General features: G+C 53.7%; 16 protein-coding genes and 1 tRNA gene. 8 read left to right on the plus strand and 9 right to left on the minus strand.

Going from position 1 to position 23,856, the window contains the following annotated elements; all coding sequences use genetic code 11:
• Positions 1 to 1,001: 1,001 nt before the first annotated feature.
• The 5 genes from HWE17_RS11600 to HWE17_RS11620 are packed head-to-tail and all read left to right on the plus strand — an operon-like array spanning position 1,002 to position 10,040.
• On the plus strand, positions 1,002 to 3,800 hold the full coding sequence (locus HWE17_RS11600; protein ID WP_176388851.1) for a DEAD/DEAH box helicase family protein: 2,799 nt from the start codon (positions 1,002 to 1,004) through the stop codon (positions 3,798 to 3,800).
• 15 nt (positions 3,801 to 3,815) lie between these two features.
• Positions 3,816 to 5,522, plus strand: a complete 1,707-nt coding sequence (locus HWE17_RS11605; RefSeq protein ID WP_176388852.1) for a class I SAM-dependent DNA methyltransferase — start codon at positions 3,816 to 3,818, stop codon at positions 5,520 to 5,522.
• Positions 5,519 to 7,108: a restriction endonuclease subunit S gene (locus HWE17_RS11610; RefSeq protein ID WP_176388853.1), complete on the plus strand. Its 1,590-nt coding sequence runs from the start codon at positions 5,519 to 5,521 to the stop codon at positions 7,106 to 7,108. Before HWE17_RS11605 ends, HWE17_RS11610 begins: the two co-directional genes overlap by 4 nt.
• Positions 7,105 to 8,958 carry a restriction system-associated AAA family ATPase gene (locus tag HWE17_RS11615; RefSeq protein WP_176388854.1) on the plus strand — a complete coding sequence of 618 codons (1,854 nt, stop codon included), beginning with the start codon at positions 7,105 to 7,107 and terminating at the stop codon, positions 8,956 to 8,958. Before HWE17_RS11610 ends, HWE17_RS11615 begins: the two co-directional genes overlap by 4 nt.
• A 41-nt stretch (positions 8,959 to 8,999) precedes the next feature.
• Complete coding sequence (locus HWE17_RS11620; protein WP_176388855.1) at positions 9,000 to 10,040, plus strand: hypothetical protein; 1,041 nt, start codon at positions 9,000 to 9,002, stop codon at positions 10,038 to 10,040.
• 372 nt (positions 10,041 to 10,412) lie between these two features.
• Here HWE17_RS11620 and HWE17_RS11625 read toward each other — a convergent pair whose 3' ends face one another.
• The 9 genes from HWE17_RS11625 to acs form a co-directional block, all read right to left on the minus strand.
• Positions 10,413 to 12,236: a hypothetical protein gene (locus HWE17_RS11625; protein WP_176388856.1), complete on the minus strand. Its 1,824-nt coding sequence runs from the start codon at positions 12,234 to 12,236 to the stop codon at positions 10,413 to 10,415.
• Complete coding sequence (locus HWE17_RS28955) at positions 12,233 to 12,727, minus strand: ABC-three component system middle component 2 (protein WP_369681723.1); 495 nt, start codon at positions 12,725 to 12,727, stop codon at positions 12,233 to 12,235. The genes HWE17_RS11625 and HWE17_RS28955 overlap by 4 nt, the downstream gene beginning before the upstream one ends.
• Positions 12,715 to 13,782, minus strand: a complete 1,068-nt coding sequence (locus tag HWE17_RS11630; RefSeq protein ID WP_176388857.1) for an ABC-three component system protein — start codon at positions 13,780 to 13,782, stop codon at positions 12,715 to 12,717. The genes HWE17_RS28955 and HWE17_RS11630 overlap by 13 nt, the downstream gene beginning before the upstream one ends.
• 443 nt (positions 13,783 to 14,225) lie before the next feature.
• The gene (locus tag HWE17_RS11635; RefSeq protein WP_152258972.1) at positions 14,226 to 14,426 is read right to left on the minus strand and encodes an AlpA family transcriptional regulator; all 201 of its coding nucleotides are present in this window, start codon (positions 14,424 to 14,426) and stop codon (positions 14,226 to 14,228) included.
• A 136-nt stretch (positions 14,427 to 14,562) separates the two neighbouring features.
• The gene (locus HWE17_RS11640; protein WP_176388894.1) at positions 14,563 to 15,429 is read right to left on the minus strand and encodes a phage integrase N-terminal domain-containing protein; all 867 of its coding nucleotides are present in this window, start codon (positions 15,427 to 15,429) and stop codon (positions 14,563 to 14,565) included.
• Between the two features lie 943 nt (positions 15,430 to 16,372).
• Positions 16,373 to 16,552, minus strand: a complete 180-nt coding sequence (locus tag HWE17_RS11645; protein WP_176388858.1) for a hypothetical protein — start codon at positions 16,550 to 16,552, stop codon at positions 16,373 to 16,375.
• Positions 16,545 to 17,855, minus strand: a complete 1,311-nt coding sequence (locus HWE17_RS11650) for an integrase arm-type DNA-binding domain-containing protein (protein WP_176388859.1) — start codon at positions 17,853 to 17,855, stop codon at positions 16,545 to 16,547. Before HWE17_RS11650 ends, HWE17_RS11645 begins: the two co-directional genes overlap by 8 nt.
• A gap of 231 nt (positions 17,856 to 18,086) precedes the next feature.
• A tRNA-Ser gene (locus HWE17_RS11655) sits at positions 18,087 to 18,177 on the minus strand.
• Positions 18,178 to 18,367: 190 nt separating this feature from the next.
• Entirely contained in the window at positions 18,368 to 20,374 is a 2,007-nt protein-coding gene (acs, locus tag HWE17_RS11660; protein WP_176388860.1) for an acetate--CoA ligase, read from the minus strand.
• Between the two features lie 308 nt (positions 20,375 to 20,682).
• Between acs and HWE17_RS11665 the strand changes: the two genes are divergently transcribed.
• From HWE17_RS11665 to murI, 3 genes are all read left to right on the plus strand, one after another.
• Positions 20,683 to 21,300, plus strand: coding sequence for a YqhA family protein (locus HWE17_RS11665; protein WP_099400789.1), 618 nt, complete (start codon positions 20,683 to 20,685; stop codon positions 21,298 to 21,300).
• Positions 21,301 to 21,381: 81 nt separating this feature from the next.
• Complete coding sequence (locus HWE17_RS11670) at positions 21,382 to 22,923, plus strand: fumarate hydratase (protein ID WP_034784516.1); 1,542 nt, start codon at positions 21,382 to 21,384, stop codon at positions 22,921 to 22,923.
• Positions 22,924 to 22,989: 66 nt separating this feature from the next.
• A complete protein-coding gene (gene murI, locus HWE17_RS11675) occupies positions 22,990 to 23,835 on the plus strand; it encodes a glutamate racemase (protein ID WP_176388861.1) in 846 nt (281 codons plus the stop codon).
• Positions 23,836 to 23,856 lie beyond the last annotated feature (21 nt).

A 23,856-nucleotide genomic window follows, 5' to 3' on the forward strand; every position in this document is an offset into this window, starting at 1 on the left:
GGCCGGGCCGGTTGGCCCGACCCTTCGAATCCCCCGCGCACGCCCCGCAGGGGGCGTGCTTCTCTCCGCCTACAGACGAAAAAAAAGCTACCCGAGGGTAGCTTTTTCTTTTTCGTCTTTGGCGGAGAGAGGGGGATTCGAATCTTGACTGAAAATGCGCATGGTTGGCTGATTTCATCGGATGGCATATTCACGAGTACCCCAAATTTTCCCCTTAACAGAAAATTGCCAAAATAACCACAAACCAATGCGACAAAATATCCGTTCGCACTAAAACTTGAAAATTCTTGTCTCGGTGGTTCGCTTTCGCCGCAGGCCACCAAGAACATACTTGACGCAACGCCAACTATTACTGGTTGGCGTTTTTGTTTGTGGAACGAAACGTCCTTGTGTCTGGTCTATTTCCGGCTTTTCTCGTACTCCTTGATACTTCACTCACTATAACCGCCGCAGGCATCTTGTATTAGTCTGCCTTCCTAAAAACCCAATCAAACCAGTGACACCTGCGCCGTCCTTAATGAAGGCACGCAGAGAAGCAACGCGCACGAGCTTGAACATCAAATTCGCCTGACTAGCTCACGGCCTTCCCAAAAAGTAGCCCATTGACAATCGTCCATTGCCGTTTTGAAATTTTTGCTCTACTCTGCTCCATTTGTCATAAAGTGTCCATTCCTTGACCATCAAAGCATCCAAGACGAAATCCTTGCCATTAAGCAAGTTCAGAATACCTAAAGGTCACTGATTGGACTAACTTTTAGCACATTGCGGCGAAAAAGGTCCCTGTCTTCAAAGCATGTGGGACGTGCGATTTTCTCGCGCAGACATTGACCACTAATCAACGAAGGCGCCAGTCTCAACCACTACGGTCGAAGCTTGCCTATCGACTATCAAATGATACGGGAAAGAAATAATGCTTAGACTAACTATAGGAGACGAATTTCGAGGAAAATACCTCATAGGGACAGCTATTGAGCGCTCCAATGAAACCCTTGGGCTGGAATATGATCAAATCTGAGGCACAAACCCGTTCTAAGCTAATTGACCAGCAGCTCGCGCAGTCCGGCTGGAACGTCAAAGACCCCACACATGTCATTGAAGAATTCGACATTCTAACCACGTTGCCAGAAGGCGTTGCCGAATCTCGTACTCCCTATGAAGGCCACCAGTTCAGTGACTACGTCCTGCTGGGCAAAGATCGAAAACCACTGGCGGTGATTGAAGCCAAAAAAACCAGCCGGGAGGCCGCTATTGGTCGTGAGCAAGCCAAGCAGTATTGCTACAACATCCAGAAACAGTTGGGTTGTGAGCTGCCATTTTGCTTCTACGCCAATGGCCACGAAACTTATTTCTGGGATCTAGAAAATGCGCCACCACGCAAAGTAGTGGGCTTTCCTACGCGCGACGATCTGGAGCGCTTTGCCTATATCCGCCGCAACCGCAAACCGCTGACGCAGGAGTTCATCAATACCTCGATTGCCGGTCGTGATTACCAAATTCGCGCTATCCGCTCGGTACTCGAGGGCATCGAGCGGAAGAAGCGCGATTTCCTGCTAGTGATGGCAACCGGCACCGGTAAAACCCGCACCTGCATTGCCATGGTCGATGCGCTGATGCGTGCTGGCCATGCCGAAAAAGTGCTGTTCCTTGTCGACCGTATCGCCTTACGCGAGCAGGCGCTGGCGGCCTTCAAAGAGCACATGCCCAACGAGCCACGCTGGCCCAATGTTGGCGAGAAACTCATCGCTAAAGACCGCCGCGTGTATGTTGCCACTTACCCGACGATGCTCAACATCATCCGGGACGAGGCACAGCACCTCTCGCCGCACTTCTTCGATTTCATTGTGGTCGATGAAAGCCATCGCTCCATTTACAACACCTATGGCGAAGTACTCGATTATTTCAAAACCATCACGTTGGGTTTGACTGCCACGCCAACAGACATCATCGATCACAACACTTTTCAGATCTTCCATTGTGAAGACGGCCTACCGACCTTTGCCTATACCTTCGAGGAGGCCGTGAACAACGTGCCGCCTTACCTTAGTAATTTTCAGGTGATGAAGATTCAGACCAAGTTTCAGATGGACGGTATTAGCAAGCGTACCATTTCATTGGACGACCAGAAAAAGCTGATCCTACAAGGCAAAGAGGTTGAAGAAATCAACTTCGAAGGCTCGCAGCTCGAAAAACAGGTGATCAACAAAGGTACCAACACCCTAATCGTCCGAGAATTCATGGAAGAGTCTATCAAGGACGCTAACGGTGTACTACCTGGCAAGACCATCTTCTTCTGCGCCACCAAGGCACACGCCCGGCGCATAGAGGAAATTTTCGACAAGCTCTATCCGCAATACCACGGCGAACTGGCCAAAGTGCTGGTGTCGGACGATCCGCGCGTATATGGCAAAGGTGGTCTGCTCGATCAATTCACGAACAACGATATGCCGCGTATTGCCATCAGCGTGGATATGCTCGACACTGGCATTGACGTGCGCGAAATCGTCAATCTTGTGTTCGCCAAGCCGGTATACTCTTACACCAAATTCTGGCAGATGCTCGGGCGCGGCACACGACTGCTAGAGACAAGCAAACCCAAACCATGGTGCCTTGAGAAAGATGTGTTCCTGATTCTCGATTGTTGGGACAACTTCGAATACTTCAAGCTCAATCCCAAGGGCAAAAAACTCAAGCCGCAGATGCCGCTGCCCGTGCGGCTGGTTGGTCTGCGCCTAGATAAGATCGAGAAGGCCATCGACAGTGGCCATACAGAAATCACCGGCCGCGAAATCACGAAGCTGCGCCTGCAAATTGCCGCGCTGCCCAAAGAGTCGGTGATAATCAAAGAAGCCGCCGCTGCACTGGCGCGACTGGAAGAGGAGAATTTCTGGATCAGCCTCCCCCATGAGCGGCTGGAGTTCTTGCGTACCGAAATCAAGCCGCTGTTCCGTACCGTCTCCGAAGCCGACTTCAAAGCCATGAGGTTTGAGCGTGACTTACTAGAATACTCATTGGCCGTTCTGAACGAAGACAAAGAACAGGCAGAAACGATCAAGGAAGGCATCGTGAAACAAATCAGCGAGTTGCCACTCTCGGTCAGTTTCGTGAAGCAAGAGGAATCGCTGATCCGGGTCGCGCAAGCCAGCCATTACTGGGCCAAGGCCAACGAAGACGCTTTCGACGAGATGGTTGCCAAGCTCGGCCCACTGATGAAGTTCCGCGAACAAAGCATCGGCCAAGAGCAAATGCATCTTGATCTTACCGATGAACTGCACAAAAAGGAATGGGTGGAATTTGGCCCCCAGCATGAAGCCGCAAGCATAACTCGCTACCGCGAGATGGTCGAGGCGTTAATAGTCGAACTGACCGAATACAACCCGGCGCTTCAAAAGATCAAGAATGGTGAGTCGGTGAGTACAGACGAGGCCAACGAACTGGCGAATCTGCTACACGAGGAGTACCCCCACATCACCGAAAACCTGCTGCGACAAGCCTACAAAAATCGCAAAGCGCATTTCATTCAGTTCATCCGCCACATTCTTGGCATCGAGGCGCTGCAAAGCTTCCCCGATACTGTCGGCGAGGCGTTCGATCGATTCATCCGCGTGCACACCACACTTAACACCCGCCAGCTGGAATTTCTTAGCTTGCTGAAGAAATTCATTGTTGAGCGCGACAAGGTCGAAAAACGCGACCTCATCAGCACGCCCTTTACGGTCATTCACCCACAGGGCATACGCGGCGTGTTCAGTCCTACCGAGATCAACGAAATCCTGCAACTGACCGAACGGTTAGCCGCATAACGAACAGGTAATCCCATGCTTCAAAATAACCCCGAACTCAAAAGCAAGATCGACCAACTCTGGAACAAATTCTGGAGCGGCGGCATCAGTAATCCGCTCACTGCCATCGAACAGATCACCTACCTACTGTTCATGAAGCGGCTCGATGAGCTGGACCAGAAAAAGCAGGCCGATGCCGAATTCACAGGAGAAAAGTACACATCAAAATTTGAAGGAAAATGGATTTCGCCCGAGTACCGCGCAAAAGCAAGGGAGGGCGACACCCAGGAAGAAACCGACAAACGTCACGCCGACGCAAAGATATATGAAATCGAAAAGCACACACTCCGCTGGAGCGAATTCAAGCGCATGCCAGCAGAAGAGATGCTACAGCACGTGCAAGGCAAGGTATTTCCGTTCCTAAAGGATCTGAATGGAGCCGAATCCAACTTCACCCATCACATGAAGAACGCCGTATTCATCATTCCAAAACCAGCCTTGTTGGTGGAAGCGGTGAAGACCATCGACGAAATTTTTGAGGTGATGGAACGCGACTCGCGGGAGAATGGCCAAGCCTTCCAGGACATCCAGGGTGACGTTTATGAAATGTTGTTGTCCGAAATTGCCTCCGCTGGCAAGAACGGGCAGTTCCGCACACCACGTCACATCATCAAGCTAGTGGCCGATCTGGTGCAGCCGCAACTGGGCCACAAGATCGCCGATCCAGCATGCGGCTCTGGCGGCTTTTTGTTGGGTGCTTACCAGTACATCGTCACTCAACTAGCCATCAAGGAAGCGGCCAAAGACCTGCCACTCGACGAAGATGGCTTCGTGCGCACATCAGTCGCTGCCGCACTTACCGAAAAAGCCCAGGCCATTCTTTCAAGCTCGCTATGGGGTTACGACATCGATGCCACCATGGTGCGGCTGGGCCTGATGAACCTGATGATGCACGGCATCGACGAGCCGCACATCGACTACAAGGACACTCTCAGCAAGAGCTACACCGAAGAATCCGAATACGACATTGTGATGGCCAATCCTCCCTTCACCGGTAGCATCGACAAGGGCGACATCAATGAAAATCTGCAACTGAGCACCACAAAAACCGAGTTGCTGTTTGTCGAGAATATATACCGACTGCTGAAAAAGGGCGGCACCGCTTGCGTAATCGTGCCGCAGGGCGTGTTGTTCAGCTCCGGTGGCGCTTTCAAGACCCTACGCCAGCTGCTGGTGGAGCGCTGTGACCTCAAGGCCGTCATTACGATGCCTAGCGGTGTGTTCAAGCCGTATGCCGGAGTGAGCACCGCGATTCTCTTGTTCACTAAGGTCTGGGGCCCAAAAGACAAGGTCACTCAGCCCGCCACTGAAAACGTCTGGTTCTATGAAATGGCCGCCGACGGCTATTCGTTGGACGACAAACGCAGTAAGCAAGAAGGCAACGGCGACCTGCAAGACGTCATCGCCAAATACAACGCCCGCAACCCAGCCACCGATACCGACCGCACTGCGAAGTGCTTCATGGTGCCCCGCGCTGAGATCGCGGACGAGGAGAATGACTACGACCTTTCGCTATCCCGCTACAAAACGAATGTGTTCGAGGAAGTGCACTACGATGCGCCAGGCATGATTCTGGATCGACTGATTCAATCGGAAGTGGGCGATGTGGATGAGGCAGAACTGGACAAAATGCAAAGTGGCATCGTGCGTGAGTTGCTAGAGTTGCGGGAGTTAATCGGATGAGGTATGAAAAACTCTCTGGGCTGTTAGATATTTCAATTGGCAGGACACCATCAAGGAACGAGCCCACATATTGGGGAAAAGGACATCCATGGGTCTCAATTCGTGATCTGAGTTCGAAAACCGTCACTGATACAAAAGAGCAGATTACGGATCTGGCCGTTAAAGAGGTTCGGTGTAAGATGGTCAAAAAGGGGACCTTACTTTTTAGCTTCAAGTTGACCATAGGCAAGATGGCGTTTGCCGGCTGCGACCTGTTCACGAATGAAGCGATTGCTGCCTTTTCTATAAAGGACGACAAAAAACTCAATTCTGAATTTCTCTACTATGCATTGCAGTCAGCAACCTATGGCGGGTCGAACCAGGCCGCAATGGGAAAGACGCTAAATTCAAAGTCTCTCGCCGAGATCGAGATTCCTATCCCGCATCTTGACGATCAAATTCGCATTGCGTACCTGCTTGGCAAAGTGGAAGGGTTGATCGTCCAACGCAAACAACACCTGCACCAGCTCGACGATCTAATCAAGAGTGTATTTCTGGAGATGTTTGGCGACCCGGTTCGAAATGAGAAGGCGTGGGACAAGCCAGCACTGAAGGCATTTGGCAAAATTTCCACGGGCAATACGCCACCCAGAAATGACCCCACGAATTACAACAATGAATTCGTCGAATGGATTAAAACCGACAACATCGGTGCCGAGGCCGTTTTCGTCACGTCATCTACCGAGCACCTTTCTGAGGTAGGTGCGAAAAAGGCTCGAACAGTAACAAACGGGGCTCTACTTGTTGCTTGCATTGCAGGCAGCGTCGAATCAATTGGGCGCGCGGCACTTACAAACAGAACAGTGTCCTTCAACCAACAGATCAATGCCATCCAGCCAGGTACGGATGTCAATCCCTTGTATTTGTATGGTCTTTTTAAATTATCCAGAGCTTATATACAAAGTCAAGCATCAAAAGGAATGAAGAAGATTCTGACAAAAGGTGATTTCGAGCAGATCACGATGATCAAACCACCAATCGATATCCAGGACCAATTCGCCGTCATCGTAGAAAAAATCGAAGGCATTAAGTCCCACTACCGGAAAAGCCTCACCGATCTAAAAACCCTTTACGACGCGCTGAGCCAACAGGCATTTAAGGGCGAACTGGATTTGTCGCGCGTGCTCATGTCTGAGGTAAAACCTGAGGAAGTTAACGCCATGGTGATAGAAACGTCACATGCCCCCGTCGAAGAAGGTGTCACCATTGACCTGCCAGACACTAATATTCTTTTGGATGCGCTTGATAACGAAGAGGCTCGACGCACATTGATGACGCAATGGCTAGAGGCCTATCGCGGCCAACTGGGCGATACACCTTTTTCGGTACAGCGCTTTATGGCGGCAGCGCAAACTCGGCTAGCGGAATTGCATGTTGATGATGATTTCGAGCTAGGCGCGAGCGACTACGAATACATCAAGACTTGGGTATTCGAGTCACTAACGCATGGCTTACTCCAGCAATCTCGTGACATCACTGGCCACGATGAAAATGGGAAACCGATTTTTGGTAATATCCTAGAGATCAAGAGCGGAGTCAGGCCTTGAAACTGTTGCGTATAAAAATCACCGACCCAATGGGATTTCGGAGCCTGAAGCCGGGCTTTGAGTATCACTTTCGGAACGAGCGTAGCTTGCAGGAGGAACTAGTTAATCCAGAAGGCTTCGCGCCTTTCGTTTGCGCCGGTCCAAATGGCAGCGGAAAATCCAATTTACTAGAAGTTCTGGCAGCAATATTTTTTCAGCTCGAAGTGCAACGCGTTCGCAGAACCTTTCTCCCCCTTATCTTTAATTACGATCCGCAGGACAACACAAACGGTATCCAAGACAAAGACGGCAGTCCCAACGCGTACGAACTGGAATATTTAATCAAATTGCCCTTTGGGGCCTTGCCAGAATCACAGCGGTACGCTCACGTTCGGATAAGCAAAGAGCCAGATGCTTCACCCCAAATGCACTGGCTGAACCCAAACAACTTTGCGGCATTTAGTAAAGATCTCGCCGCCGATGGTTTGTGCGGCGAGCACGAACGAAAGTTTTTGCTGCCTGAATATGTACTGGGCTATTCATCGGGCGAAAACGAAATACTTAGTCTGCCTTTCTTCAAGATGCGTTTCATACAGTTAGACGAATACTTGAATTGTTTGAAAGAACAACTACAGTATCCAGGCCGCCCAGAAACACGAATGGCATATCTCGACAATAGCTTTAGTCAAGCCATCTTACTGTGCAATCTATTGATGCAGGAGGACCACGTATTACGCCCTTTTCGCGACGATGTAGGTATTGAGGAACTAAAAGAATTTCGCATTATTATCAAGCGCAGCATTGAAGTATCGGAAAATGTCGCCGAAGGATTCATGACAGATGACTATGTCGAAAAAGGGTATGTTCAAGACAGCTACGCTACTTCAAATCCCGCTTTGAGAAGAGATAGCGAAACCAATCGCTATACCGTCAACCTGATGCAGCTTCTGGAAGCCGGATCAGATTCGGCGGAAACATTTGATCCAATAGTCACTCGGCTGAAACGCTGCGCCACATGTTGGTATGTAGATGAGGCCACAGATACGCTCGTGCTGGACTACTTTGTGAACAATGAGACGCGTGAGGCATTCCGCGACAATTTCGATTATGGATTCTATAAATCACCATTGGCGCTGTTCCATTCCTTTCAGGTTTTGCTATCGCTGAACTTATATACGGTGAGCGATACGCTAAAAAATGACGTGTACCGCTCCAATAGCCACTATGTAAGCGAGACTGTACCGACGCTGGCATCAGATCAGCGCATAATGCGCCTCAAACATTTTTATTTCACGAAGCAAGGCGTAGAAAAGCCGATGCTGCTCAAAGAACTATCGGACGGCGAATACCAATTGCTGCACAGTCTGGGGTTATGCCTGCTCTTCCGCAACACCAACAGCCTGTTCCTGCTGGATGAACCAGAAACCCATTTCAATCCTGATTGGCGTGCCAACTTCATTACTCAACTGAAGCAATGCCTACCTGATGAGGCCAATGAAAATGTAAATCAGGAAATGTTAATCACCACACACTCGCCATTTTTGATATCCGATAGCAAACCTGAGAAGGTACTGCTGTTCACCAAGAATAAGGAAAATGACACGGTCAGCATTAGTCAACCCGAATACAACACCTTAGGAGCATCGATCAACAAAATCACAATGGAGACTTTTCACAAGCAAGAAACGATTGGTCGCCGTGCCAACCAAATATTGCAAAATCTACTGTCTGATCGCGTAACTCAAAACGACCCGCATGCATTAGCTAGACGCATCATGGCGACCGTTGGCGATTCAATTGAGCGAACGTTCGCGGTGCAGTCTGTACTGGCTCGTAGTAAACAGACCAACGAAGAGGATGGGTCACACTGATGCTTTACTCATACACCCCTATTCAGCATGGCATGCGACAGATGCACACATTTGTAGGTTATATCTTTGCGAGAGTCTGGTGTAAAGCTCCTGAAAATGACTACAGTATTGACCTGTTTAGTGGCCTAACTAGCCTGCACTCGATCATTGAGCAACTCGATCGCGAAGATAAAGCTGGGGTTGACAAAGGGGCTGGTGCGTTCTTTTATCGGCACGTCAATGAAATATTTATTGAATTCAAGTCTCTGTCGTCCGATGAAATAGAAAATTTCCGAAGACTATTTTTAAATAACAATAATATCAAGGCATTATGCGAAGGGACCTTGTTGCCATTTAGGTACGAAACAGCGTCAACTACACCGCTTCAGACAAAGATCAAAAGTTTTTTTAGCGAGTTGTACAGAAGTGGTTTTTTCAACTTAAAAATTGTTAAAGACAAGATTGGCGCTGATTTGCATGACCATTACAAGGCATTTGCAAAAGCCAATGCAATGCCATGTTGTCCATTCTGCGGTCTACAACCGATGGACACGGAGTACGACGCAACTCGTGAGGCATACGACCACTATCTTCCTTCGAGCATCTATCCGTTTAACTCAGTGAATTTTAGAAATCTCACACCTGCTTGCCATAAATGCAATTCCCAATACAAAGGTGCGAAAGACCCACTATTAAGTGCCGACGGTATCAAGCGACGGGCGTTTTATCCGTACTCGTTGCATCAATATAACATCCAGATATCGCTGCAGTTTCTAAACAATGGGCAATCTCCTACCGAACCGAAACATATTCGGGTTGACCTTGCATGTCCCGGCTATGAGGAAGAAATAGCGACATGGGACTCGATCTATAAAATCAGACAGCGATTCATCGCGAAGTGCTGTTCGCCTGCCGTAAACAAAGCTTGGATGAATCGAATACTGATTGAATGTCGCAACTATGATCGTTCGCCAGAACAAGCTATGGAGGCTGAATTGCTGGCCTGCCTTGAATCACCGTGGATCGAGGCCTCGTTTTTGAAAGCTGCGTATTTACGTGAAGCTGAAAAGGCTGGCCTCATTTCCTCCATTCTGCAAACTTAATTTTGTAATCGCAGGTGGCCACCACTTTATACGATCGAACTGCCATCCGTTCCTGGCAGCAAAGCCTTGCGCCAAACCATTCGACTTATCAAAAAACTGATGTCATGGGGGATTCTTGCTGTTTAGAACATCGACATACAACAGTACAACATAACCAGGACGAACACCCAGGACACTGCAACACCAAATTCCAAATCGACCGCATGAGCCAACGCGACGACACTGGATACCACCATGATTCAATCGTTCTGAACAGTCAAAAAATAAAGCCCTAAGCTGAGTGCACGCACCTGAAAGGGCATCCTAAGGCGCCGCTTGCAGCGAAGAGCCACCGCCCGACCCACCCATATTGTTTCTAAGTCATATCCCTCGTCACAAAACTGGGCCAATATCGCTAAACGCTCCTGGATAGAAGCCACGGCGACCTTCATCATCGCTGTCTCCGACAAATTCAAGAGGATTCAATGCTGTCTTTGAATTTCCTTTGATTTCCTGATTCTCCAGAATTACAAGCTGACCTGGGCCCATCCACTTGGAGAGCCATGCATAAAAACGATCAGTAACGGTAGATGCTTCAACATCCCGTTGTTCTTTGCTCTTCGGGTCAGCATAAGACTTAAGTGGCGAATCAATGACAACAACTCCCAAATGCGGGTATCCCTTACCGACAGTATGCTCCATGACAGCGATCGTCAGGGCCGTTAGAAAAATCGCACGCTTCCCTGCACCAAAGTCCAATCGAGCACGGCCATCCAGGATGAGGTCACACACATCAGTGTCGAGCGATACAGACTGGATGCCAGTGAAGCCCCAAGAATGAAGATGTGCCTTGGCGAAAGCTGCCACCTCGTTTGCCGCGTCACCAACATTGCGGCTCAGCGGTACCTTCTTTTGTTTCTTGGCATTTGTCAGCCGCGAAAGCTCAACCATCAGCTGAATTTCTTCACCAAACTTGGCTAGTTGTTCGGATAATTCACTGCGACGAACGGCGAGGGACTTAGGATCGCCGGAGAATTCATATCGAGTTTCGTTCACACGCTCTTTCTCCGTCGCCTCATGTGCATCGAGCTCCGTGCGTATACCAAGGACAATTTGTCCCAGCTTGCCAGCACGCTCACGCTCACGAGAAAGTGCTATGCCTAGCCCTTGCCGCAGTGCGACGATTTTTTCAAGTTCAGCCTTCAAAGCTTTGCGGTAGCTTTCCTGAGCTCCTTGACGCAAATGCTTTGGATCTATTTGCACCTCGGCCGGTGTTCCACATAGTGGACATGGGACTTCCTCAAGGGCTTGAAACATGGCAACACCCTCCCAAGTCGCTCCGAGTCGCTCACTGTCACTCTTATACTTTTCGTTGAGCAGTTGAAACCGCTCAATCATGGATAGACTGTGATTCCGATCTTGCACAGCCTGGTGAAGTTCCTCACTTTTTCTTAGTATGTCGCTGCGGACATTCTTGAGCGTGCTTGCTCTTGCCTCATAGTGGCTCGTCATTGCGTTCAGCGCAACGTCCACGCGCTCAAGAGCGCTTGCTACTTCATCCTTTGTCTGCTCGCTGGGCAGGTCGGCTCGGACGCGACGTAATGCCTCTTCGATGCCAATTATTTGTCCAGCTATCCGATCAAGCTCTTTTGATGTTTTGACCAATTCAATGGCGGAATCGTCCACGCCAGTGAGAAACATATGGAAGGCACCAGTCCGTTGCGTCGCATTATTGACCGGTCCAGCAGTTGGGTCTTCACTAATCATCGTCGGCTGGGAAAGCAAGCACCAATGACGCAGGTCGCCCCCGGTGACCGAGCCGCGTTTAGAGCGAGACCTAAGTAGTTGCTTGCCCGTCGCTCCAGCTTGACGCACCAAGAAATCACTGATGTCTTCCTGCACGATCTCGCGCAAAGGATCGCCACTTTCATCCAGGTCAATTTTAATTAGGCCGGAGTCTCCACCGGCTAGAGCGCGGCGAACTTCATATGTGCCGTCATCGGTCGTAATTTCCAATATTAGCTGGTCGTAGCCTGCGGCCTCCGGAATTTTTTTTGGCAGCTTCTCACCACCTAACAGGTACCAAAGGCAATCGCGGATATATGACTTTCCGGTGTCACTTGCACCGCGTACCAGCATTGCCGGATGTCGGAAATTAACACGGGCTTCAGGCTTATTTGGCCCAGTAGCGACTAACGAAAGGAGCTTAACTGTCATAGATGATACGATGGCTTAATGGTTTCCAATTCAGCACCCCATAGGTGCCCACTTTCGGCAAAAAGACTAAGTAGCTCGTTCGAGCTGACCGATCCAAAATTCTTTGCCACCCAGATGCAGCGCTCTTGCAAGTCTCGCCAGTATTTCGATGCCAATGATCCGACCATAGTAAAGCTACCGGGGCCAGCAACATATGTCATTCCTCTATCGTCGAGAACTACATCGACCAAACCACGTGTACTCATGATGTACAGTCCCTGCTCAATTCTCTCGCGTCGACTGAACAATTCTGCGTTTCGATACGGAACTGGAGTATGAAGGCTAGCCGGTCCCCCAACATCTTGCGAATACACTATTGCGTAGTCCAACAATACGAGCTTTTGCAGATCCGCGCCGCCTGGCCGAAGGGCGAAGAGAAGGTACACCATGCGCAAACCAAGCTCGAAAGGCGTATTGAACAACTCAGGATGTTTGCGGTTTATCGAACCCATTTGAAGTGTTTCTCGTTTACTAGATGATGACAGGTACCCGGCAAGTCGCCGCCACGCAATCGTGTATGCAATACGCTGTCTGTGACCGCCAGGCCCTGAATAGCATCGATGGCAGCATCATGTCGCTGAAGGCCAGCCTTGAGCAGCGGGCTATTGATCTTGAGCCTGATACCCTTCTTAACCATATCGAGCAACTTACTGAATTCGTCATCGACATAGATATCGCGGCTAAAGCGTTTAAGTCCCTCTGCCGAATAAAAGGTTTCACGAGCGGCAGCAAGATGCTCGCGATATACCTCGTTGGCCATCACCTTCGCCAAATCAATCGGCACGCCCTCCGCCTCCTCATATGCGCGAATAAGCTCTTCGACGTAGATCATTTCATAGGGCTGAGCCTGTACTGGAACTGCCGGATCATCACCTCTCTCTGGCTCTATCCCGAACAGAGCGCAATGGGAAATGGAGTCTTGTGCATGCCAGTCCAACAGATCCACAACCTGGCACTCCTCGAACCGGGTGAAGTCAAACGCGTTGACAAAGGCTTCCATTTCATTGGTTAGTTTAGCTATATGGTCTTTAAGACCATGGCTTCCAGCCTTCCACGCACTGAGAAGCTGCGTTCGAAAATTGTCAGGATTAGCAAAGAGATCGTGTAAGTCGGGACCGGCATTCTTTGGCGCGCAGAAATAATATTTCCGCGGCACAGGGAAGCCCTTGGCCAGCAGGTGGCCAAAGAACTTCACGAGTTCGGGATATGCATTGCCTGGTGTCAGGCGATTTTCGTAATGCTTTGCCTGATATAAGTCCCAACCTTCCGCCACCAAGTCAGCTTGAAAGCGCGCCTCAATGTCGCGCCCCTTGTCACCAGCATTCCCAAGCACTTTTACAGAAACGTACTTGGCGGTGCCGATCATCCGCTGGCGACAAGCAGCTGCAATGAACTCCTCCCATTCCTTGTCAGAGATCGTATGCAGGAATACGGACGGCGGAACCGTACCACGTTTCACGACCAAGCGATTGGCTTGTGGCTTTTTTAGCTTCGCTGGAATAGTCATTAAGGTTAGTGGAATGCTTAAACGGGTTCATGACAAAAATCGGTGCGGAACCACCGCACTTAATCGAATGAAATACTTGCAGACTATACCATTTATTTCCTAATTGAATCATTAGTACCCGCCGTCTTTTGCTATTGCGTAAAGAACTGTATTGCGATGAAAAAACGTGCCTTAGTTCGGTAGAACGACGTTAATTTCACTAGCCTTTGTGTAGGAATGCTCCTTATTGGCGAACGAGGTGCATGACGCTAGCATTCGCGAGGTATCTAGCGTACGTCAAGCTTATGGCGGTGGGAATTAATACCGGCGCCGGTCCATTGCTGGTAAATCCGCGTCGTTCCTTTTATTAAAAGCCCCCTGGGAAGGACGGAGGAAATCAACAAAATACCTAAGCGCAAAACCCACCTAGTAATGGTCAGGCACGAACACCTCGTCATGTTCGCTCAGGCGATTCTGCGGCTGGCATCTATACAGCGCTGCTGCCATTGCGCGATTTCCTCTGCATCCCAGGCGACAGACTTGGGGCCGATGGGAATAGGCGCTGGCAACACGCCTGCCTTCACCTTGCGCCAGATTGTGGCGCGGGACCAGCCGGTAGCCTCGATGACAGCAGGCAAGCGGAGGAATTTTTTAGTCGTGGTCATAAGATTCTCCTTCGATTGATGAACAGCAAACAATGGAAAGTCGTGCCGACTCTCCGCGATCATTCCGGCAGCGCCAGGGCTGCACCCCTTATATATCTTCCGCTCCATGCGCTGCGGCCCTGATACAAGTGGGCGGTCATCTGCCCAGATAGATGGACGTAACCTGTTCACGCCCATGTCCCATCTCCTCCGAAATCTTCAGCCGCGCAGCTTGATCTGCGAGTTTTTGTGAAGCATCCAGCTGTCTGGACGTCATGCCGCCACTGGCTGGACTAGGTCGGCCAGTCAGCTCGGCATAGCGCCGCTGCGCGTACTCATGGCGCAGCCCATGCACGCCATGGATGCCAGCTTTGTCGCACTGCGCCCGAAAGCGGTTCAACTGGTCCCGATACCGCAACTGCGCCGGAATCAAGCTGCCTTTTCCCGCCAGCGCCTTGGCGGCTTCCAACACGGCACGCTGCTGCGTGGTGGCAATCGGCACCTCCCGGTACTTGCCGCCTTTGGTCCAGCTATCCTGCAGCCGCAGGATGTTCCCGCCATCGGCCCATCCCGACTTGATCTTGATGCTTTCCTCGCGCCGCAATCCAAACGCCGCCTGCAGCTGCAAAGACATGCGCGTATAGGGATCGCTCACGCGGGCCAGCGTGTCGGCGTCCAGCACCTTCGCCTTCGAGACGTTGGTGACAAACACCCGCTCCGCAATGCCGTATTCGCCGTTGGTGCGCGCAATAATGTTTTCCTTGCCGATCTTCTCGGCCCACCAGCGCAGGGCACTCATGCGATTCTTGATCGTTCCGGTACTGACACCATCCTGCTTCCACTTGTCGAGCAGCGCCGCCACATGTTTCGGTTTCAGGCTGTCCACGCTCATATGCTGAAAGCCCCGTTCCGCCAGGTCGTTGGCGCACAGGTTTAATAAGCGCTCGCGGTCGGCCTGCGTCGCAAAACTGCCATCCCGGTTGCGGTGACAGAGTTGCTTGAGCTGGTAGTTCAAGTCGCGCATGGCAAAGTCATCCTTTCGATCATTGGTTTTCACATCGATGCCGCGTGGTGTAATCCTGTCTGGTAAGTGTTTCTGGCCACCCTCACTGCCTCGGCAGAAAAGGTTGAATCAAGGGCCTCGGGACACCACTCCCGTGTATGCGGTTGCTGTTACTGCCTGCCCGCGCCGCATGCGCGTGTGGCACCGCTGCGCGCTCCCGGAGGAAGCTGCCGCAGCGGGGACCAATCACCCAGGGTCCATGGAGTGCACATCGTGCACGGATCAACTTCTATTAATCAGCCCGTAGCGGGCAAAGGACATCGCAGGGCTTGCCTGCGATGCGGGGCACCTGGCCCCATCACTGAACAACATCACGCGGTGGAATTCCGCTTGCCGCCTGGGCCTATGCCGTCGGCGGCGCGTCGTCACTGGCAGCACGCCGCCAGTAACGACGCGCGCACGCAGCCATGGCATGTGACGGCATACATGCCAGCATCGCACTCGCGGTGACGATACTGGCGACTCTGAAGCACACGCGCTGGCGGCAGCCGCGATGGCATCGCATCGCTAGCATTTCTGTTGACGGTGCGGCTTGCGGCAAAGCCATGCTGTGCTTCATACGGTGCGCTACCTCGCGGGGCATGCGAACCAATCAGGGCAGGAGTCTTGCTCCTGTTTGAAGAAGCGCCCACCGGGCGCAATCATCCAGGCAATCCGTCATGCGAATTGTGGGATATATAAGCGCTAAAGGCAGCGCTTTATCATGCCGAGATCTGCATGCTTCTGCATAGCCCGGCGATATATCTAGCAGAAACTGCTATGTATCATGGTGGCGGGTAACGACCGCAACGCCTATGCCGCTAAGCATAGGTACATGCTCGATGCATGCCCTCGTGGGAGCGATTCCCACATAAGAGAGCTTCATTCTATGCCTGCTATCGACGTTTGCAAGTAGTTCGTTTCGTCAAGTGCGCTTTTCGTAGTACGCAGAATTGGAACCGGCGCGTGCTGGACTGGCGCCACTGGCATTGACCGGCAGCGTTGCAGCCCGGACAAAGACTCCGATAGCCAGTTTATGTAATTTTTCCTTGGAAGCGGCCTGCTTGATAAGCGCATCCATGAGGCGCAGTACATACTCAGACATGGTGCCCTCCTGTTCCGCCATCCCGGCTGAACTCACCGCTGACCAGCGTTAATCTGGGCGTCTGCGGCGGCTCTCCCTTGCCGCTGACGGCATCGATGTAGTCGGCCCAATCCTGCATCATCTTGCGCCGTTCGGCCAGGAACTGCGCCCGGTCATAGGCACTGGCCACCTTGTCCTTCGGCGCATGTGCCAGCTGCCGGTCCACGACTTCATGCCGGTAGCCCAGGCGCTCCTTGATGGTGCTCATGGCCAGCGCCCGGAAGCCATGGCCGGTCATCTTGCCCTTGTATCCCATGCGTCCAAGCGCCACCAGTATCGTGTTATTGCTGATCGGCTTTTCGTGGTCGCGCTGATTCGGGAACAGGTACTTGCTGCGGCCCGTGATCGCGTGCAGTTCGCGCAGCAGCTCCAGCGCCTGGCGCGACAGGCATACGTGATGGTTGGTCATATCCGGATTGACGGTCAGCTTGCCGCGCTTCATGCGCTGCCATGGAATGATCCACTCGCCGCGCTCCAGGTCAATTTCACTCCAGGGCGTTTCAATCAACTCGCTGGTACGCACAAAGCACAGCAGCATCAGCCGCAGCGCAATGCGGGTCGGCGCGAACATACGTGCTTCGTTGCGGTCCAGAATGGCCAGGAACTGCGGTAGCTCGTCGGCGTTGATGGCGGCGAAGTGTCCGGCGCGGACGGTCTTCAACACATCCTTCATATCGGTGACCAGATTGCGCTCTGTGAATCCGCACTGAATCGCGTAGCTGAAAATTGACGCACATACCGCTCTCTGGCGATGGGCGACCTCGCTTGCGCCGCGCTCCTCGATCTTGCGCAGTGCGGCGATCACATCGAGGTGCTTGAGTTCATCGATGGGCTTGCGGCCAATGGCAGGGAAGATATCTGCCTCCAGCCGTTGCAGGACGTTCTTGGCGGTGCGCTCGCTCCAGGTCGGAACCCTGTTGGCATGCCACTCGCGGGCGATTTTTTCAAAAGTATTGGCGGCGCGCTCTTTCAACAGTCGTTTGGCGTCGTCGCGATGCTTGGCCGGGTCGATCCCTTGCAGCATCAGGCGCCGCGCTGCCAAGCGCTTTTCACGCGCATCCTGCAACGTAATTTCCGGATAAGGACCAAACGTCAGTGCGTTCTCCTTACCGTTGGCCTGGCGAAACTTCCAGCGCCAGATGCGAGACCCGCTCGGCATGACTTCCACGAACAGGCCGCCGCCGTCGGATAACTTGTATGGTTTATCCTTTGGTTTGGCGTTTTTGACCTGAAGTTCGGACAGCGGTACGATGAGCTTTGCCATGGTGGCCTCCTTCGCAAATGCGTCTGAAACCACTATAGGACAGTTATGCGGGAATGGTAGTCAAGGATGGGGGAATCCGGCCCGGCGCTTTCCCTCAAAAAAGTTAGACGTACTGAAACGTCTTGGCACATTTCGAGACGCCGAAAAACGAAAAAACCGCTTAGAATCAATGATCTAAGCGGTTTTTGAGGGACTTCCTGAGACGTCCTGATCTTACTTAATTACTATCCGTGGCGGAGAGAGGGGGATTCGAACCCCCGATAGAGTATTACCCTATACACGCTTTCCAGGCGTGCGCCTTCAGCCGCTCAGCCATCTCTCCTGAAGGCAATGCGCGCGTCTTGCTTGCTCACATTGTGTACTGCATATCGCTTGTCGCGAAGCCGCAGATTATAGCAAAGATTCTACGGACTGCCAAAGTTATTTACCCAGGGGTAAAAGTTTGGCCCGGCCCGGCGGAAGGATGCGCCACGGTGGCGCGCACTCCCCTTCCGCAGGGGCTGGCCGCTCTATTACGACGCTTCCTTCAGCTGATCCAGGATGGCCGGGTTTTCCAGGGTCGACACGTCTTGCGTGATCGTCTCGCCCTTGGCCAGCACGCGCAGCAGGCGGCGCATGATTTTGCCGGAGCGGGTTTTGGGCAGGTTGTCGCCGAAACGGATTTCCTTCGGTTTCGCGATCGGGCCGATTTCCTTGCCGACCCAGTTGCGCAGCTCCAGCGCCAGTCGTTTCGCTTCCTCGCCCGTCGGACGCGCTTGCTTGAGCACCACGAAGGCGCAGATCGATTCGCCTGTCGTGTCGTCCGGGCGGCCCACCACGGCGGCTTCGGCCACCAGCGGGTTGGCCACCAGGGCCGATTCGATTTCCATCGTGCCCATGCGGTGGCCCGACACGTTCAGCACGTCATCGATACGGCCCGTGATGGTGAAGTAGCCGGTGTCCTTGTTGCGGATGGCGCCGTCGCCTGCCAGGTACATCTTGCCGCCCAGTTCTTCCGGGAAGTAGCTGGACTTGAAACGCTCGGGGTTGTTCCAGATCGTGCGGATCATCGATGGCCATGGACGTTTTACCACCAGGATGCCGCCCTGGCCGTTCGGCACGTCCTGGCCCGCTTCGTCCACGATGGCGGCCATGATGCCTGGCAATGGCAGGGTGCAGGAACCTGGCACCATCGGCGTGGCGCCCGGCAATGGGGTGATCATGTGACCGCCCGTTTCCGTTTGCCAGAAGGTATCGACGATCGGGCATTTCTCGCCGCCGATGTGCTTGTAGTACCACATCCACGCTTCCGGATTGATCGGCTCGCCGACCGTGCCCAGCAGGCGCAAGCTGGTCAGGTCATAGTTGCTTGGATGGACTTTCGGGTCCACGTCGGCCGCCTTGATCAGCGAACGGATGGCCGTTGGCGCCGTGTAGAAAATGCTGACGTTGTGCTTCTTGATGGTTTCCCAGAAACGGCCGGCGTTCGGGTAGGTCGGGATGCCTTCGAACACCACTTGCGTGGCGCCCACGGCCATCGGGCCATACGCGATGTAGCTGTGGCCCGTCACCCAGCCGATGTCGGCCGTGCACCAGAACACGTCGTCCGGCTTGATGTCAAAACTCCACTTCATCGTCAGCGCGGCCCACAGCAGGTAGCCGCCGCTCGAATGCTGCACGCCCTTCGGCGTGCCCGTCGAACCGGAGGTGTACAAGATAAACAGTGGATGCTCGGCATCGACCCATTCCGGTTCGCATTGCGCCGGCTGGCCTTCGACCAGATCGTGCAGCCATGTGTCGCGGCCGGCCACCATCGGCAAGTCGCTGCCCGTGCGTTTGTAGACGATGACGTTTTTCACGCAGTCGCAGCCGCCCAGCGCCAGCGCTTCGTCGACGATGGATTTCAATGGCAGCTTCTTGCCACCGCGCAATTGTTCGTCGCCCGTGATGACGGCCACGGCGCCCGCGTCGATGATGCGTTCCTGCAGGGATTTCGCCGAGAAACCGCCAAAGACCACGGAGTGGGTGGCGCCGATGCGCGCGCAGGCTTGCATTGCAGCAACGCCTTCGACGGACATCGACATATAGATGATCACGCGGTCGCCCTTGGCGATGCCCTTGGCTTTCAGGCCGTTGGCGAACTTGCAGACTTTTTCGTGCAGTTCTTTATATGTTGCCTTGGTAACGGTGCCGTCGTCCGCTTCGAAGATGATGGCCGTCTTGTCGCCCAGGCCATTTTCGATATTGCGGTCCAGGCAGTTGTAGGACACGTTCAGCTGGCCGTCTTCGAACCATTTGTAGAATGGCGCATTGTCTTCGTTCAGGGTGCGGGTGAACGGCTTTTTCCAGCTCAGGTTTTCACGCGCCAGCTTGGCCCAGAAGCCTTCGTAGTCGCGTTCGGCGTCAGCCACCATGGCGCGGTAGGCGTCCATGCCGGAAATCGTTGCCTGTGCGGCAAACGCTGCCGATGGGTCAAATACGCGCGACTCTCCTGGTCCCTGCTGTTCCGTGCCCTGCCCTTGGTTTTCTGTAGCGCTCATGCTTGTCTCCAGTGTAGTAATTGTTTGCTAACACGATAGACCCCGTGTCTTACGGACGCCTTACATGTCGCGTTTATGCAGCGTTTTACCCCTATCAAGGCTAACCATAAGCGCCTTCGGCAATGGGAGTCAAGGGGACGCCATACAGTATTTTCACTGGGAAAATGCACGCTGCACCGAAGGTTCAATACCACTTCGTGTTTCATCAAACCTAATAATCAGAAGCAAGGCCATGCGCAGTAATCAGCAGCAAGTGTAAAATGTCGGGCATACCAAAAATTGGTATTTACTCCCCCAGGAAACCCCACATGATCGACCACCTACCACCGTCATCCAAACATACCAAGCTGCACCCGCTGTCCTCCTTCATCTTCATGTCGCGCTGGCTGCAGTTGCCGCTGTACCTGGGCCTGATCCTCGCACAATGCGTGTATGTATTTCATTTCTGGGTGGAATTATCCGACCTGATCGGCGCCGTGTTCGGCAATGATGCAGCCCTGCAGCACGTGCTGACGGCCGTTGCCGTGCCGGGCAGCGCCCTGCCGACCAAGCTGAACGAAGCGACCATCATGCTGGTGGTATTAGGCCTGATCGACGTGGTGATGATTTCGAACCTGCTGATCATGGTCATTATTGGCGGCTACGAAACCTTCGTTTCGCGCATGCACCTCGATGACCACCCAGACCAGCCGGAATGGTTGTCGCACGTAAATGCTTCCGTGCTGAAGACGAAACTGGCGATGGCCATCATCGGCATCTCGTCCATCCACCTGCTGAAGACCTTCATCAACGCCAACTCGTACAAGATCGAAGTGATCATCGCGCAAACGGTGATCCACATGGTCTTCATCCTGTCGGCGATGGCGATTGCCTACACGGACCGCATCATGACGGTCACCCAGAATCAAGCCAGAGCACCTCACTAATGAGAGAAGCTCATGGCTGCCAGCGGCGGCCATGGGCTTTCAGCAAAGAGTCCTACCCTTCTTATCCACCGCGAGAACACCATGACTGTCATAAAGCAAGAAGACCTGATCGAATCCGTCGCCGCAGCGTTGCAGTACATTAGCTACTACCACCCTGCTGATTACATCGAGCACCTGGCGCGCGCCTACGCGGCCGAGCAAAGCCCGGCGGCAAAAGATGCGATCGCGCAAATCCTGACCAACTCGCGCATGTGCGCGGAAGGCAAGCGTCCTATCTGCCAGGACACGGGTATCGTCAACGTCTTCCTGAAAATCGGCATGGGCGTGCGCTTCGAAGGCTTCTCCGGCACCGTTACCGACGCCGTCAACGAAGGCGTGCGCCGCGCGTACAACTTCGACGACAACAAACTGCGCGCTTCCATCGTGGCCGACCCGCATTTCGACCGCAAGAACACCAAGGACAACACGCCAGCCGTCGTGCACATGGAATTGGTCGAAGGCAATACCGTCGACGTGAAAGTCGCTGCCAAGGGCGGCGGTTCGGAAAACAAATCGAAGATGATCATGATGAATCCGTCCGATTCGCTGGTGGACTGGGTCATGAAGACCGTGCCGACGATGGGCGCCGGCTGGTGCCCGCCTGGCATGCTGGGCATCGGCATCGGCGGCACGGCCGAAAAAGCCATGCTGATGGCAAAAGAAGTGTTGATGGAAGACATCGACATGTTTGAGCTGAAACAACGCGGTCCGCAAAACAAGCTGGAAGAACTGCGTATCGAGCTGTGCGACAAGATCAACTCGCTGGGCATCGGCGCGCAAGGCCTGGGCGGCCTGACGACCGTGCTCGACGTGAAAATCATGATGCACCCGACGCACGCCGCGTCGAAGCCTGTCGCCATGATCCCGAACTGCGCCGCCACGCGCCACGGCCACTTCGTGCTGGACGGCTCGGGCCCTGCCTACATGGAACCGCCATCGCTGTCGTCGTGGCCGGAAGTGCACTGGACGCCGGACACGGAAAAATCCAAGCGCGTCGACCTGAATACCCTCACAAAAGAAGAAGTCGCTTCGTGGACACCGGGCCAGACCTTGCTGTTGAACGGCAAGATGCTGACGGGCCGCGACGCCGCGCACAAGCGCATCCAGGACATGCTGGCCAAGGGCGAAGAATTGCCGGTCGATTTCAAGAACCGCGTGATCTACTACGTCGGCCCCGTCGACCCGGTGCGCGACGAAGCCGTCGGCCCGGCCGGTCCAACGACCGCCACCCGCATGGACAAGTTCACCGACATGATGCTGGAAAAAACCGGCCTGATCGCCATGATCGGCAAGGCCGAACGGGGACCGGTCGCCATCGAATCGATCCAGAAGCACCAGTCGGCCTATTTGATGGCCGTGGGCGGCGCCGCCTACCTGGTGTCGAAAGCCATCAAGCACGCCAAGGTGCTGGGCTTTGCCGACATGGGCATGGAAGCGATCTACGAATTCGACGTGGTCGACATGCCGGTGACGGTGGCCGTGGATGCGAAAGGCACCTCGGTGCACAACACGGGTCCGAAGGAATGGCAGGCGAAGATCGAGCAACTCAATAGCGTCAGCAAGATTCCCGTGACGGTTGCTTAAACAAGCTCTACCATTAACGCCGCGCGGCAATCCAGCGCGGCGTTTTTTTATCTACTCCGGTTCCCCATGACTTCTATTGCAAGCAATGTCCACCCCGACGCGCCCATCGGCATTTTTGACTCCGGCGTGGGCGGCCTGTCGGTGCTGCGCCATATCCGCGCGCAGCTGCCGCAGGAAGATTTGATTTACTTTGCCGATTCCGGCCATGCACCGTATGGCGACAAGACGGAACAGCAAGTGATCGACCGTTCACTGGCAGTTGCCGGCTACCTGCTGCAGCAAGGCGCGAAAGCACTGGTGGTGGCGTGCAACACGGCCACCATCGCCGCCATCAAGGCGCTGCGCGCGCGCTACCCGGACCTGCCCATCGTCGGCGTCGAACCGGGTCTGAAACCGGCGGCCGCCATCAGCCGCAACGGCAAGATCGGCGTGCTGGCCACGGAACGCACCTTGCGCGGCGACAAGCTGCTGGCCTTGCGCGAACAAGTCAGCAGCGCGACCGGTGCCACGTTCATCTTGCAGCCCTGCGTGGGCCTGGTCGAACGCATCGAACAGTCCGCGATGGGCAGCGACCCGCTCGACGCCACCAGCGCCATGCTCGACCGCTATATCGCCCCCCTGCTGGCGCAAGGCGTCGATACCCTGGTGCTCGGCTGCACCCACTACCCCTTCGTGCAAGACGCCATCGAACGCACGGTGCGCGCGCATACGCCGGAACCCGTCACCCTGGTCGACACCGGCGACGCCGTGGCGCGCCAGCTGGCCCGTTTGCTCGACGCGGCCAGCCTGCGCCGCACCAGCAACGACACGCCACGCCTGCTGGGCTACACGACGGCCAAGGTCGAAGCCCTGGCGCAAGCCTTCGCCGGTTTGCTGGACTTGCAGCCTCCCGTGGCGCACCTGTCCGTGTGAGCGGTGTGAGAGCAAAAGCGA

Source organism: Janthinobacterium sp. BJB401 (genome assembly GCF_013372745.1).
GTDB classification, from domain to species: Bacteria; Pseudomonadota; Gammaproteobacteria; order Burkholderiales; family Burkholderiaceae_D; genus Janthinobacterium; species Janthinobacterium rivuli.